Here is a 14046-nt window from a genome sequence, read left to right as displayed (position 1 = left end):
GTTCCTTTGTAGGGTTGCTACAAAACGCGTTTACTGCTCGTTCACTGCCCACAACTCGGTGATACCCACATTTGCGTGGATCAGTAGATCCCTGAGAGTGGAGATTGAAAGCCCGACGACGGCGTGCGGGTCGCCGTCAACCTTGCGGATGAAAGCCCCGCCCAAGCCGTCGATGGTGAAGGAGCCGGCGCAGTGAAGGGGTTCTCCCGTGGCAATGTAGGCGTCGATGTCTTGTGGGCTCATGTGAGCGAAATGGACCTCGGCGCTGGATACCGCACCAACGGTGGCGCCAGTGCCTTCCGGAGCGTCGTCGTTCGCGTCAGCGGCGTCCGCGTCAGCGGCGGTGTCCCGGCAGTCAACCAACCAGTGCCCTGTGTGGAGCACACCCTGCGAGCCGCTCATCCGCAGCATCCGTTCACGCGCAACCTCAGCGGTATAGGGCTTGCCGTGGGACTCGCCGTCGAACTCGAAGACCGAATCGCAGCCGATCACCAAAGCACCTTCAGCTTCCGGAAGAGCGGCAACAGCCTCGGCCTTGGCACGGGCCAACAGGAGCGCGGTGTCGTGGGCGTCGGTCACACCGTACTTGGCCTGGACTGCGTCCTCGTCCACGTCCGAAACCAGGACGTCGTGCTGGATCCCGGCCTCGGTGAGCAGCTTGGTGCGGGCAGGGGACTGGGAGGCAAGAATCAATCGGGTCACGCACCCCAGCCTAATACCAACCATCTCTCACATCCCGCGTGCTAATGACCAACCATCTCTCACATCCCGCGTGCTTAAACCAAACGTTCTCTCACTTGCCCCAAGCAAGTGAGAGAACGTTCGTGAATATGGGCTGTTATGTGAGTGAGGGTTAGTGGACCAGTTCCTCCGAGCCGGCCTTCCGACGGTCGGTTCGGTTCAGCTTTGCGCCTTCAACATCCACGTCCGGGAGGATGCGTTCCAGCCACTTGGGCAGCCACCAGGCCTTCTCGCCCAAGAGGTACATGACGGCGGGAACAATGGTCATGCGTACCACGAAGGCGTCAATCAGCACTCCGAATGCCATGGCGAACCCAAGCGGACGGACCATGGTGAGGTGGCTGAAGATGAAGCCGGAGAACACGCTCACCATGATGATCGCGGCCGCGGTGACCACGGCTGCGGCGTGACTGAAACCGGAGCGGACAGCGTGCTTGGCAGATTCGCCGTGCATGAACGACTCCCGCATGCCGGAGGTGATGAACACCTGGTAGTCCATGGCAAGTCCGAACAGCACTCCAATCAGGATGATGGGCAAGAAGCTCAGGACAGCGCCCGGGTTGGCGACGTCGAAGATGCCTCCCAGCCAACCCCACTGGTACACGGCAACCACGGCGCCGAAAGCGGCGGCCAGCGAGAGCAGGAAACCGCCGGTGGCCAGCAGGGGAACCACCATGGAGCGGAAGACCAGCAGCAACAGCAGCAGGGAGAGTCCCACCACGATCGCCAAATATGGTGGCAAGGCCGCGCCGAGCTTGTTGGACACATCGATGTTGCCTGCGGTTTGGCCCGTCAGGCCAATGGTGACGCCGAGGTCGTCGTTGATGACTGAGCCCTTGGCGCGGAGATCGGACACCACCTGCACAGTGCCTGCGCTGGCCGGCCCTTCCTTCGGAATGACTTGGAAGACGGCGGTGCGGCGGTCTTCACTGAGTGCAATCGGTACGGCGGCGATCACATTCTCGACGCTGCGGAGCTGGTCCGCGACGTCGAATTTCTTGTTGTTGGCGTCATTCTCGCTGAGGCCTTCCGGAAACTCACCCACCACGATGATGGGGCCGGTCATGCCTTCACCGAAGCTGCTGCGGGTGAGGTCGTAGGCCTTGAAAGCCTGCGAATCGACGGGCTCGGAGCCGCCGTCGGGAAGGGCCAGCCGCAACTGCGAAGCCGGAAGTGCCAAGGCACCCAGCAGCACCACGCTGGCCACCAGGGCAACCCAGGGGTGCCGAGTGACCATTCCGCCCCAGCCTCCGCTGCTGCGCTTCTCCTCGCGCTCACGGTCCGCAGCTTCGTGGCCGGGTTCGGCGTTGTGCTTGGCAGCCTTGGCCCAGGCCCGCTTGGAAATGAGTCGGCGGCCTATCAGGGCCAGGACAGCGGGCGTCAGGGTCAAGGCCACGACGACGGCCACGCCGACTGTCGCTGCGGCGGCAACACCCATCACTGCGAGGAAGGGCAGGCCCGGAACAACCAGTGCCGCCAAGGCAATGATGACGGTGAGGCCTGCGAACAGCACTGCGTTGCCGGAGGTTCCGGTGGCGAGTGCTGCAGATTCTTCGGCGTCCATACCGGCCAGAAGCTGTGTCCGGTGTCTGTTGACGATGAACAGCGAGTAATCAATGCCAACCGCGAGGCCCAACATGAGGGCAAGCATGGGGGAGATGGAGCTCATGTCGATCACGCTGGTGAGCGCGAACGTTCCGCCCACACCTACCCCTACACCGACCAGCGCCATGACCAGCGGCAAGCCGGCAGCGATCAACGTTCCGAGCATCAGAATCAAGACCAGTGCTGCAACAGCCACGCCCACAATTTCGGCGATGCCGAAGATCTCCGAGACGTCCTCGGTGATTTCTTTGCTCGCGTAGGCTGTGACGCCGGCCGAGGAGACGCCATGGACGATCTCCTGGACTTCCTCGCGCACGGCGGGGTCAACGGCGTTGATGGAAGTCTTGAACTGGACCTGGGCTACTGCGGCTTTGTTGTCGCTGGAAACAAAACGGAGGCCTTCAGATGATTCAACCTGGCGCTTGCCCAGAGCCAACGCGGCGGCGCCGTCGGCGGCTTCCTTGGCTCCGGCGTCGAGCCTTTCTTTGCCCGCCGCAAGTTCGGCGCGCCGGGGAGCCATCTGCGCTTCAATTTGCGCGGGTGTAAGGCCCGAGGCGGCCAGCTGCTGTTCCGCTCCGGCCAGTTGGGCCTCGCTCGCCTCCAACTGCGCGCGGGAAGCGTCAAGCTGCGCCTTGCCCTGGGCGGCCTTGGCTTCACCGGCGGCGATGTCCGCGCCGGCCTTCTCCAGCTGCATTTGCGTGGTGAACGGGTTGACCGTTCCCTGCACGTCCGGCATGGCTTCGAGCTTGGTCAGCGCAGCCGCAACTGCGTCCTTCTTGGCTTGATCGAAACCGGCATCACCGGCGTCGAAAACTACGCTGGCTGAGCCGCCCGATGAATCCGGAAGGGCTTCCTTGAGCTTGTCCGCCATCCGCTGGGTTTCGGTGCCCGGGATGGTGAAGTTGTTGGACATGGTGCCGTGGAATGCTGCGGCCGAGCCGCCCACTGCCACCATGACGGCCAGCCATATGGAGATGACGAGCCAGCGGCGGCGATACGAAAATTTGCCGAGACGGTAGAGGAACGAGGCCATGTCAGAACCGATCTTTGGTGGTTGGAACGGAAGGTGAGGCTGCTGCGGTTTGTGAGGGAGCGTCCGACGGCGGCGCGAAGCCGGCGCCCAGTAGGCCCATCGCATCGATGAGGTGCTGGCGAAGGACTGCGAGGGACTCTGCAGAGAGGTCGGGGCCTCGTTCAATGAACCAGACAGTCATTGCTGCCTTGCCGCAGGAGATGACGGAACCGGCCAGTGCGTGGAGATATAGCTCACTGATTCCGGCTCCGAGCCTGCTGCGTGCGGCGTCGATGATCTGGGCTGTGCAGTGCTCCCAGGCTTCAAGTTCGGAGCGGGCCAGCTGGCGGTTGTCCTGTGTCAGGCTGAACAGCTCGGCCATGGGCGCAACGGACATGGGATCGGCCAACGCCATGAGCGCTGCTTGGGCGGATTCGAGGATTGACTCCTCTGCCGGACGCATCCGGAATTGCTCCAATGCATGGTCCATGAAGCCGTCGGCAACGGAGGCCAGCGCGGCTTCAAGGCTGGGGAAGTAGTTAAAAAAAGTTCGCCGCGAGACACCCGCGCTGGCCGCGATGTCCTCTACGGTGAAATTGCCGGTCCCGTTGCTGCGCAACAGGTCCAGGGCTGCGGATGCGATGGAGCTGCGGGTTGCCGCCTTGTTGAGTTCGCGCCTCGAGGGCGCTGTTTGCTCAGCAGTGTTGGGCGACTCCGCGGCGGCTTCCTGGCTACTGGTTCGGGTCACATACTTACACTAAGTGCAAGTTTGCACTCTGCGCAATTTGGGCTGGACTGCGCATACGAAAGTCCCGCCCTCGTTCGTGACGCCCACCGTTAAACGGGGAGGGGGACGAACCAGAGCGGGACTCGTGGGCGGACTAGAACTGCGTTGGGGGCACCGGCGGCGACGGGGGAGTCTGCTGGCTCTGCTGCTGTGCGGCCGTCTTGGTCAGGTAGACCGACTGACCAGTGGCTCCGGGCTCGCCCTCACCCAGCGGCAGGACGTACACGGCGGTTCCGTAGGCGCAAACTTCAGTCCAGTTGGTGCCCATTTCCGAGGTGTCGAAGCGCATGGCCACAATGGCGTTCGCACCACGCTGCTGTGCTTCATTGACCATGCGTGCCATGACTTCCTGGCGGCTTTCGTAAAGAGCCTTGGTCATTTCGGGCAGCTCGCCGCCGCCAAGTGAGCGGAAACCGGCAAGCATCTGGGAGCCGATATCGCGTGAACGGACAGTAAGGCCCATGACTTCGCCGAAGACGGCGTCGATCCGATGGCCGGGGATTTCGTTGGAGGTGACGATCAACATGGTCAGAGCCTATCCAGACTTGGCCCCTTATTTGGGGAAATCCCCCGGGGAGAACTCCCCGGGGGATTTGCGCCGTTGCAGAGAGGCTGAAGCCTAGGCCTTGGAATCCGCCAGTTCGCCCTCGCTGTTCTCAGCTGCAGCCTTGTCCGCGGCGAACTCATCGGCGAACGCTGCACCGTTGCGGGGAGCGTTGTAAAGCGACTCGTCCAGGATGCCTTGACGCTTGGCCACAATGGCCGGCACCAACGCCTGGCCCGCGACGTTGACGGCGGTGCGGCCCATGTCCAGGATGGGGTCGATCGCCAGCAGCAGGCCGACGCCGGCAAGAGGCAGTCCCAGCGTGGACAACGTCAGCGTGAGCATGACGACGGCGCCCGTGGTACCAGCCGTGGCAGCGGAACCGAGGACCGAAACCAGCACGATCAAGAGGTACTGGCTGAAATCCAGGTTGATCCCGAAGAACTGTGCCACGAAGATTGCTGCGATGGCCGGGTAGATTGCTGCGCAGCCGTCCATCTTGGTGGTAGCACCCAGCGGCACGGCGAAGGAGGCGTAGCCGGAGGGGACGCCCAGGTTCCGCTCGGTGACGCGCTGCGTGAGCGGCAGCGTGCCAATGGAGGAACGGGAGACGAAGGCCAGCTGAACGGCCGGCCACACACCGGAGAAGTACTGCTTGATGGAGAGCCCATGGATGCGTACCAAGATGGGGTAGAGCACGAACAGCACCAGCGCGAGGCCGATGTAGATGGCGGCCGTGAACTTGCCGAGCGAACCGATGGTGTCCCAACCGTAGATGGCTACAGCGTTGCCGATCAGGCCGATGGTGCCCAGCGGGGCGAGGCGGATGATCCACCAGAGGACCTTCTGGATGACGGCCAGTGCGGAAGCGTTGAACGTCAGGAAGGCTTCGGCTTGCTTGCCCACCTTGAGGGCGGCAACGCCGATGGCGATCGCGATAACAAGAATCTGCAGCACGTTGAAGTTGACGGCGGTACTGACGGTGGTGGCAGCGTCGGCGCTCTCCGTGACCGTTGAGCTGGCACCGAGTCCCAGGAAGTTCTTGGGGAACAGGCCTATAAGGAAGGCCCACCAGTCGCCGGTCTTGCCGGCATACTTGGCTTCTTCGGTGATGCCGGTTGCGGCGCCCGGCTGCAGGAGCACGCCCAGGCCGATGCCGATCAGAACCGATACCAGCGAGGTGATGGCGAACCACAGCAGGGTGTTCCAGGCCAAGCGCGCGGCATTGGAGACCTGACGCAGGTTGGCGATGGAGCTCACCACAGCGGTGAAGATCAAAGGAACGACGGCGGTCTGCAGCAATGAGACGTAGCTGGAGCCGATCGTCTGGAGAGTAGCGCCCAGGCCGTTGGGAGCGGTCTTGGTGCTGCCCGTGTACTTGGCGATGAGTCCGAGGATCAGGCCGACGACGAGGGCTGCGATGATCTGGACGCCGAAGGATCCGGCCCACTTGGGGAGCCGGAAGCCGGTCTTGCCAGCTGCTGGGGAAGTGTTGGTTGAGGTGCTCACCGGTACACGTTAGGTGCATCGCAAATAACATAGCGAACGAACGTTGAGAAATGTTACGTGTGCTCGGGATCTGCGCTGCCGGTTGGCCCGCGGCTTTCCGGCCCTGATCGGGGTTTATGTGAAGTTATTCCCGGATCTCATGTGGTGATGATCTCGGGGCGAGGAGCTGACCCCCGCGCGCCCCTTTCCGCCGGTCGCGCCCGTAACCACTGGTGCGAAAAGGGGAAAGGGGTGCGAGCCTGGCGCCGGAGGGGTGCGCAGGGCGGGAACGGGTGCGGACCCGTGGGGCAGAGATTGTTAAAGAGGCCAAAGGCCGGGCATCCGGCAGTGTGCGTCAAAGCGCCGAAGGAGCAGCACGCCGAGGACGTCCGGCCTTTGGCCGGAGGCGCAGGAGCCTCAGCCCAGCAACGCCCTGCGGAGAACGTCCAAGCCCACGGAGCCGATGTTCAGCGCCTTGCTGTGGAAGGACTTGAGGTCGAAGCCTTCGCGGGATTCAAGCTCGGCCCGGATTTGCTCCCACAAGCGCTGTCCCACCTTGTAGGACGGCGCTTGTCCGGGCCATCCCAGGTAACGCGTGAATTCGAACTGGAGCTGGCCTTCGCTGATGTCGAGGTTGGACTTGAGGAAGTCGAAGCCCTTTTCCGGTGTCCAGGTGCCGGTGCCCCAGCGTTCGGGGATGGGCAGTTCCAGGTGCACACCGATGTCGAACACCACACGCGCAGCGCGCATACGTTGGCCGTCCAGCATGCCCATGTGATCGCCGGGGTCTTTGAGGTAGCCCAGTTCCAGCATGAGCTGCTCGGCGTAGAGCGCCCAGCCTTCGCCGTGGCCGGAAACCCAGCAGACGTTCCGGCGCCAGTTGTTGAGCAGTTCACGCCGGTACGTTGCCGTGGCTACTTGGAGGTGGTGGCCGGGGACGCCTTCGTGGAACACCGTGGTGGTTTCGGACCAGGTAGTGAAGGTGTCTTCGCCTGCCGGTACGGACCACCACATGCGGCCGGGGCGGGAGAAGTCGTCGGAGGGGCCGGTGTAGTAGATCCCGCCTTCGTCGGTGGGCGCGATCATGCACTCGAGGGTCTTCATGACATCAGGGATGTCGAAGTGGACGTCTGCCAGCTCAGAGACGGCGCGGTCGGAGAGTTCCTGCATCCAGGCCTTGAGGGCGTCCGTGCCCTTGATTTGGCGGGCGGGATCATTATTGAGGATGCTCTTGGCTTCCTCGATCGAGGCTCCTGGCTGAATTTGGCCGGCAACCTTCTCTTGCTCGCTGATGAGCCGCTCGAGCTCCTGAACGCCCCAAGCATAGGTTTCTTCCAGATCGACTTCGGCGCCGATAAAGGAGCGGGAAGCCAAGGCATACCGTTCGCGGCCCACGGCGTCCTTTTCCGGGGCTGCGGGGAGGAGTTCGTCCCGAAGGAAGTCTCCCAGGATGCTGTACGCCGAACGCGCTGCCGCAGTCCCGGCGTCGAGCTTTGATTGAAGCTCCGCGGGCAGAGGCGAGTCACCAAGGGCAGCCGATGATGCCATTTTGGCGAAGAAGCCGTCCTCGGCGGCGTACCGGCCGGTCTGCTCAATGACGATCCGTACCTGGCGCGCGGCGGCTACTTTGCCGGCTGCGGCAGCCGATCGAAGTGACACAATGTAGCCCTCGATCGCGCCCGGCACGTTGGCTGCGCGGCCGGCAATATGCTCCCAGTGCTCAACTGTGTCCGTGGGCATGAGATCGAAAACTGCACGGATATCCTGAGCGGGGGAGGCGATGTTATTGAGATCTGCCGCATCCCAACCGGACTCGTGGATCTCCAGTTCCAGGCCGAGCCGCTCGCGCATGGCATCAAGGGTGACGGCATCCACGTCATCGGAAGGCTCGAGGCCTGCCAGGGCATCCAAGGCCAACCTGGTTGCCTCCGCATGGGACTTAAGACCGGCAGGGGAGTAATCCTGGTATTCGGTTTCGTGTCCCGGCAAGCCCAGCGTTGTGGCGAAGCTGGGATTGAGTTCGATCAGCTTTTCTGTGTACGCGTCAGCGACAGCATCGATCGCGGACTTCGGGCGTACGGGGGTGTTTGCAGTAGTCACCCACAGAGCCTAGCCGCGACGCCGCCTACGTGAAAGGGTTGTTGAACTTTTCTACGGACGTGAAAATCAGCCCCGGCTACGCTTCCATGCGCCAGGCCCCGGGGTGGGGTCCAAGCGCAGTTGCTGGCGACGCACCCAGTGCCGGACGCTCGGCTTGGACGAGGCTGTTTCCTGGGGAGCGCCAAGTGAAACCACGACGGCGGCAAGCGCCGCGAGCTCTTCGGCCGAAGGTTCGCCCTTGACCACTGAGAACAGTGGCTCAGCAGGAACAACGTCAGACGCCGGTTCCGCGCGATGCTTAGGCGCGCTCACAGCGGGATGTTTCCGTGCTTCTTGGTGGGCAGGCTCGCGCGCTTGTCACGAAGGGCCCGGAGGCCGCGGATGATCTGCAGGCGTGTGTCCGAGGGCGCAATGACCGCGTCAACGTAGCCCAACTGCGCTGCCTGGTAGGGGTTGAGGAGCTCTTCCTCGTAGCCTTGGATGATCTCGGCACGCTTGGCTTCGACGTCACCACCGGCTTCGGCTACGGCAGCGAGATCGCGGCGGTAAAGGATGTTGACAGCACCCTGGGCGCCCATGACACCGATCTGCGCGGTGGGCCAGGCGAGGTTGAGGTCCGCCCCCAACTTCTTGGACCCCATCACGATGTACGCGCCACCATAGGCCTTGCGGGTAATGACGGTGAGTTTGGGAACAGTTGCTTCGGCGTAGGCGTAGAGGAGCTTGGCGCCGCGGCGGATGATGCCCTGGAACTCCTGGTCCTTGCCGGGCAGGAAGCCTGGAACGTCCACCAATGTGATGATCGGAACGTTGAATGCGTCGCAGTGGCGGACGAACCGGGCTGCCTTCTCGGAGGCCGAGATGTCCAGAGTCCCCGCGAACTGCATGGGCTGGTTGGCCACGATCCCTACGGTGTGTCCCTCAACGCGACCGTAGCCGATCATGACGTTGGGGGCGTACAAGGACTGCATTTCCAGGAAGTGGGCGTCGTCCACGATCTGCTCAATGACCTTGCGCATGTCGTAAGGCTGGTTGGCGGAATCGGGAATTAACGCGTCCAAGGCGAGGTCGTCGTCGTTGAGTTCCAGTTCCTGGTCGTGCTCCACCACGGGGGCTTCGGACAGGTTGTTGGAGGGCAGGAAGTCCAGGAGTTCGCGGACGAATTCGATCGCATCTGCTTCATCGGACGCGAGGTAGGTGGAGGTGCCGGTGGTGGCATTGTGCTGCCGTGCGCCACCCAGGGTTTCCATGTCCACGTCCTCGCCGGTGACGGTCTTGATGACGTCAGGGCCGGTGATGAACATGTGGGATGTCTTATCCACCATGACCACGTAATCGGTCAGGGCGGGGGAGTAGGCGGCGCCGCCGGCGCACGGGCCCATGATGAGGGAGATCTGGGGGACCACGCCGGAGGCATGGACGTTGTTGCGGAAGATGTCAGCGAACATGGCCAGCGAGGCGACGCCTTCCTGGATACGTGCGCCGCCGCCGTCGTTGATCCCTACTACCGGGCAACCATTACGGAGGGCGAATTCCTGGACCTTGACGATTTTCTCGCCGTTGACCTGGCTCAACGAACCGCCGTAGACGCTGAAGTCCTGGCTGTAGATGGCGATGAGGCGACCGTCCACGGTTCCGTATCCGGAGACCACTCCGTCACCGAGCGGCTTCTTCTTTTCCATGCCGAAGGCCGTGGAGCGGTGCACTGCGAGGGCGTCGAACTCGACGAAAGATCCGGGATCGACCAGGAGGTCGATGCGTTCGCGGGCGGTGTTCTTGCCGCGCGCGTGCTGCTTTTCGATCGCTTCCGGGCCGGAAGGCTGTTCTGCACGGGCCTGGCGGTCGCGGAAGTCGGCAATCTTTCCCGCTGTCGTTGTCAGATCGTGGCTCATCAAGTGTCTCCGGCTCTGTAGCTGATTTTCGCTGGCGCAATCCCGGGTACGGACAAGAAGCTGATTAAGTAGCTTCCGTACAAAGAACAGGCCCCGCAGGCCAGTCTAGTGACGCCTTTGCCGCGAACCGCTGTAGAAACCCTACAATTTTCCGCGTCCAAGCCAAAGCCATCACTATGTTACCCGCCAGTAACATCCTTGGGTTAGAGTGGCTCCATGACTTCAAGCAACGGCGCTTCCTCCGCCTCAACAGAGGGTCAAACACAACGCATCAGCCCCTACGTGGCCACCGCTTCGCTCAAGGGCAAAACCATCCTCATGTCCGGCGGCAGCCGCGGCATTGGACTGGCCATCGCCACCCGCGCAGCCCGGGACGGCGCAAACGTCGTGCTGATGGCCAAGACCGGCGATCCCCACCCCAAACTCGAAGGCACAGTCTTCACCGCCGCGGAACAGCTGGTGGAAGCAGGCGGCCAGGCGCTGCCGCTGGTGGGGGACGTCCGCAATGATGACGACGTCGCCGCAGCAGTAGCCGCCGCCGTCGAGCGTTTCGGGGGGATCGACGTCGTTGTCAATAACGCCTCCGCCATTGACCTCTCCCGCACCGACGCCGTGGATATGAAGCGCTACGACCTCATGCAGGACATCAACGTCCGCGGGACGTTCCTCATGTCCAAACTGGCACTCCCGGCCTTGCGGGAATCCAGCCACGGCCACATCCTCACCCTGTCCCCGCCGCTTAACCTGGATCCCAAATGGGCCGGGATGCACCTGGCCTACACCATGGCCAAGTATGGGATGAGCCTCACCACCTTGGGGCTCGCCGAAGAACTGAAGGACGACGACGTCTCGGTCAACTCGCTCTGGCCGTGCACCCTGATAGACACTGCGGCAATCCGGAACATGCCCGGTGGCCGGCAAATCGTGCAGGCTGCGCGCGGACCGGAAATCATGGCTGATGCCGCCCACGCCGTGCTGACAGGTTCGGCCGCTACCGGGAACTTCTACACGGATGAAGAGGTACTGCGCGCCGCAGGAGTTTCTGACTTCACTCCTTACAGCCTGGGCGCGCCGGAAGACCGACTGGTTCCGGACATCTTCCTCTAGGCGTATTCACAGCTGTTTTTCCGGATAGGCATCATCCGTCGGGCGCAGCAACTGGATAGGATTCAGCTATGGATGCCGAACAACCAGAGCGCAGCGAACCCCAGGACCCTTCCGCCAGGAACGACAGGCCCGCGCTGGATCGTGATGCTCTGCTGGAGCCGGAGTTCCTGTCAGCCACGGGCATCTCCCATCTGGACATTGTTCAATCCACGGGCTCCACCAACCAGGACCTGGTGCGGGCTGTGACGGTAGAGCCAAAAAAGTGGGCCGACCTCTCCGTATTGACCGCCGAGCACCAGACTGCGGCACGCGGACGGCTTGACCGCCATTGGGAGTCACCCGAGCGCTCAGCGGTATCTGTCTCCATGGTTTTGCGTCCGGTCACAGCTCAGGGCATGCCGGTCCCGACGCAGAGCTACTCCTGGCTCTCGCTCCTTGCAGCTGTGGCGCTGCGTGAAGCCCTGCAGGAAACGGCAGGGGTCACCGCAGAAATCAAATGGCCCAATGATGTCCTGGTCAAGGGGCGCAAGGTGGCCGGTATCCTGGCGCAGATGACTCCTCTGGGCGACGGCACCGTTCCGGCGGTCGTCCTGGGTGTTGGACTCAACGTGTCACTGGCCGAGGAAGAACTTCCTGTTCCCACGGCAACCTCGCTTGCTTTGGAAGGCGCAACCACCACCGATCGCACCGCGCTGCTGAAGAGTTACCTCTCACGCTTTGCGCGGCTATACCGCAGCTTTTGCAACTCCGAAGGGGACCCGGCCGCCGGTTTGGTGGGTGGTCCCTCCCTTCATAAGCGCGTTGAGGCGGCAATGGTGACGTTGGGCCGCGAAGTTCGGGCGCACCTGCCTGGAGATCACGAACTCGTAGGGCATGCCTCGCGTTTGGACGAGCACGGCTCGTTGCTGGTGGTGGATCACGGTGGCAGGGAACACGTAGTGACAGCCGGTGATGTGGTGCACTTGCGCGCCACAGAAAGCGGTTATGCGTAAAGAGTTACTCCCGGGGGAGCAGGTCATCACCATTACGCGCCAACAGGCCCGCTCACTCTTCTTTCCGGTGCTGGCCTTCATTGTTGTTCCTGCCGCTGCAGGCTTTGCCTGTGCTTGGATTGCCAGGGAAAACCCGCAGCGCCTTGCGCCGTTCATCACGGCGGAATGGACGCCATGGCTCATCGGCACGGTGCTGGTCCTCGCAGGGTGGCTCCTTGCCGCATACAGCCTCAAGCGTGTGCTGCGGTGGCGTTCGGTCAAATACATCCTGACGAGCAGACGCGTACTTGCCAGGAACGGAATGTTTCGGCGAAATGATTGGCAGGTTTCGCTGATGGCCATTCGCAACGTGGGTGTTCAACAGAGCATGCTCCAACGGACATTGCACTCAGGGAATATATCCTTGGATACCGGGCACTCCGGAATAGCCGTCCTGTCAGACGTTCCCGAAGTGGGGAAGTTTCGGGGTTTCATTCTTGACGCCATGGACGAACTCCCGCAAGGTGAGGTTTTTGAGGGTGAAGTACTGAGGGATTTTGAAGAATTGCCGTGGGATTTGAGAGAAGGTGGAAGAGATGAGCGTTGAGGATCAGCAGTCCGGCGAGGACCTGGACCAGGAGTTCGACGCCGTACCGGAGCCTTCCGTGGACGAGGACACTGAGGCCGGGCCTGCTCCGGCGTCGGTACCAACCGGTCCGCCCACTGGTGTGATGTCCGCGGAGCGTCTCGCTATCAAGGCGCTCGAGGCAAAGCTTCTTGGCGGAGAACGCAAGCTCCGGCGTCGTGAAGTTGCTGCCGGCGCGGGCGTGTCCATCCTGTCCGCGCGGAAGATTTGGCGCGCGCTGGGATTCCCTAACTTTGGTGACGAGGATGTTGCGTTCACTGAACGCGACCAAGCTGCTTTGTCCAGCATCCTGGACTTGGTGCGGGCCGGCCTCCTGACCGAGGAGGCCGCGATCTCGGTGACCCGCTCCATCGGGCAAATGACGGACCGCATGGTGGTCTGGCAGATTGAGGCTTTGGTTGAGGACATGGTGTCCGAGCAAGGCATCCCGGACGCCGTGGCCCGCAAACAACTGGTGGGGCAATTGCCGGCTCTGGTGGACTCCCTGGAAGAAATCCTGGTGTACTCCTACCGCCGCCAGCTCAATGCAGGTGTCCAGCGCCTCGCTGTCCGTGCGGAGGCCGGGTTGCAGGCCAGCGAAGAAGGCCGCGAGGGCGATGAAGACGATTCGCCGTTGCCCCTTGCCCGGGCCGTGGGATTCGCTGACCTTGTCTCATACACCAGCCTGTCCCGGCGTATGAACGAGAAAACGCTCGCTCAATTGGTCCAGCGCTTCGAAAACAAGTGCGCCGAAATCATCTCCGTGGGTGGCGGGCGACTAGTCAAAACCGTGGGCGACGAAGTCCTGTACATTGCTGAGACCCCCGCAGCCGGAGCCGAAATTTCCCTGGCGTTGGCGCAGGCGTTCACCGAGGACGAGATCCTTCCGCAGTGCCGTGTCTCCATGGTGTGGGGGCGCATCCTGTCCCGGCTTGGCGATATCTACGGACCCACCGTCAATCTTGCTGCCCGACTCACCACGCTGGCACAGCCCGGCACGGTCCTCGTGGACGCCATGACCGCTGCTGCTCTGGGCCAGGACGACCGCTTTGTCCTTGTTCCGCAGAAGTCGGAGAACGTTCGTGGCTTCGGGGAAATCCATCCGGTGATGCTGGCCCGCGGCCGTGGCAAAGGCTTGGTGCTGGACTAGGCAACCTGCTGACCTGCTGACAGC

12 protein-coding genes are annotated in these 14046 nt (G+C 62.6%); 4 read left to right on the top strand and 8 right to left on the bottom strand.

All coding sequences use genetic code 11. From position 1 onward, the window contains the following. Positions 1 to 30: 30 nt before the first annotated feature. The 8 genes from BACI9J_RS14845 to BACI9J_RS14810 form a co-directional block, all read right to left on the bottom strand. Positions 31 to 702, bottom strand: coding sequence for a Maf family protein (locus tag BACI9J_RS14845; protein WP_159735052.1), 672 nt, complete (start codon positions 700 to 702; stop codon positions 31 to 33). Between the two features lie 151 nt (positions 703 to 853). Further along, positions 854 to 3379, bottom strand: a complete 2526-nt coding sequence (locus BACI9J_RS14840) for an MMPL family transporter (RefSeq protein WP_159735051.1) — start codon at positions 3377 to 3379, stop codon at positions 854 to 856. Position 3380: 1 nt separating this feature from the next. Beyond that, a complete protein-coding gene (locus tag BACI9J_RS14835) occupies positions 3381 to 4106 on the bottom strand; it encodes a TetR family transcriptional regulator (RefSeq protein ID WP_159735050.1) in 726 nt (241 codons plus the stop codon). A 133-nt stretch (positions 4107 to 4239) separates the two neighbouring features. After that, positions 4240 to 4671 carry a YbjQ family protein gene (locus BACI9J_RS14830; RefSeq protein ID WP_159735049.1) on the bottom strand — a complete coding sequence of 144 codons (432 nt, stop codon included), beginning with the start codon at positions 4669 to 4671 and terminating at the stop codon, positions 4240 to 4242. Between the two features lie 93 nt (positions 4672 to 4764). Next, entirely contained in the window at positions 4765 to 6198 is a 1434-nt protein-coding gene (locus tag BACI9J_RS14825) for a dicarboxylate/amino acid:cation symporter (protein ID WP_159735048.1), read from the bottom strand. A 396-nt stretch (positions 6199 to 6594) separates the two neighbouring features. Next, positions 6595 to 8277, bottom strand: a complete 1683-nt coding sequence (locus BACI9J_RS14820) for a DUF885 domain-containing protein (protein WP_159735047.1) — start codon at positions 8275 to 8277, stop codon at positions 6595 to 6597. Positions 8278 to 8343: 66 nt separating this feature from the next. Next, a complete protein-coding gene (locus BACI9J_RS14815) occupies positions 8344 to 8589 on the bottom strand; it encodes an acyl-CoA carboxylase epsilon subunit (RefSeq protein ID WP_159735046.1) in 246 nt (81 codons plus the stop codon). Further along, on the bottom strand, positions 8586 to 10169 hold the full coding sequence (locus tag BACI9J_RS14810) for an acyl-CoA carboxylase subunit beta (protein WP_159735045.1): 1584 nt from the start codon (positions 10167 to 10169) through the stop codon (positions 8586 to 8588). The genes BACI9J_RS14815 and BACI9J_RS14810 overlap by 4 nt, the downstream gene beginning before the upstream one ends. Before the next feature lie 216 nt (positions 10170 to 10385). On the opposite strand from BACI9J_RS14810, the gene BACI9J_RS14805 reads away from it, so the two are divergent. From BACI9J_RS14805 to BACI9J_RS14790, 4 genes are all read left to right on the top strand, one after another. Then, positions 10386 to 11276, top strand: a complete 891-nt coding sequence (locus BACI9J_RS14805) for an SDR family oxidoreductase (RefSeq protein WP_159735044.1) — start codon at positions 10386 to 10388, stop codon at positions 11274 to 11276. A 68-nt stretch (positions 11277 to 11344) separates the two neighbouring features. Further along, positions 11345 to 12268: a biotin--[acetyl-CoA-carboxylase] ligase gene (locus BACI9J_RS14800; protein ID WP_159735043.1), complete on the top strand. Its 924-nt coding sequence runs from the start codon at positions 11345 to 11347 to the stop codon at positions 12266 to 12268. Further along, positions 12261 to 12854 (top strand): PH domain-containing protein, encoded by a 594-nt coding sequence (locus BACI9J_RS14795; RefSeq protein ID WP_159735042.1) that lies wholly within the window; start codon positions 12261 to 12263, stop codon positions 12852 to 12854. Before BACI9J_RS14800 ends, BACI9J_RS14795 begins: the two co-directional genes overlap by 8 nt. Then, positions 12844 to 14022: an adenylate/guanylate cyclase domain-containing protein gene (locus BACI9J_RS14790; RefSeq protein WP_062067238.1), complete on the top strand. Its 1179-nt coding sequence runs from the start codon at positions 12844 to 12846 to the stop codon at positions 14020 to 14022. The genes BACI9J_RS14795 and BACI9J_RS14790 overlap by 11 nt, the downstream gene beginning before the upstream one ends. Positions 14023 to 14046: the final 24 nt, after the last annotated feature.

It is taken from the genome of Arthrobacter sp. 9V, assembly GCF_902506065.1.
GTDB lineage: Bacteria > Actinomycetota > Actinomycetes > Actinomycetales > Micrococcaceae > Arthrobacter.
This window is presented reverse-complemented; position numbering and strand designations above follow the sequence as displayed.

Bases quoted from the DNA above. Each gene is read 5' to 3' on its own strand.
- BACI9J_RS14840 (WP_159735051.1), bottom strand. From the start codon at position 3,379: ATGGCCTCGTTCCTCTACCGTCTCGGCAAATTTTCGTATCGCCGCCGC.
- BACI9J_RS14830 (WP_159735049.1), bottom strand. From the start codon at position 4,671: ATGTTGATCGTCACCTCCAACGAAATCCCCGGCCATCGGATCGACGCC.
- BACI9J_RS14810 (WP_159735045.1), bottom strand. From the start codon at position 10,169: ATGAGCCACGATCTGACAACGACAGCGGGAAAGATTGCCGACTTCCGC.
- BACI9J_RS14805 (WP_159735044.1), top strand. From the start codon at position 10,386: ATGACTTCAAGCAACGGCGCTTCCTCCGCCTCAACAGAGGGTCAAACA.
- BACI9J_RS14800 (WP_159735043.1), top strand. From the start codon at position 11,345: ATGGATGCCGAACAACCAGAGCGCAGCGAACCCCAGGACCCTTCCGCC.
- BACI9J_RS14795 (WP_159735042.1), top strand. From the start codon at position 12,261: ATGCGTAAAGAGTTACTCCCGGGGGAGCAGGTCATCACCATTACGCGC.
- BACI9J_RS14790 (WP_062067238.1), top strand. From the start codon at position 12,844: ATGAGCGTTGAGGATCAGCAGTCCGGCGAGGACCTGGACCAGGAGTTC.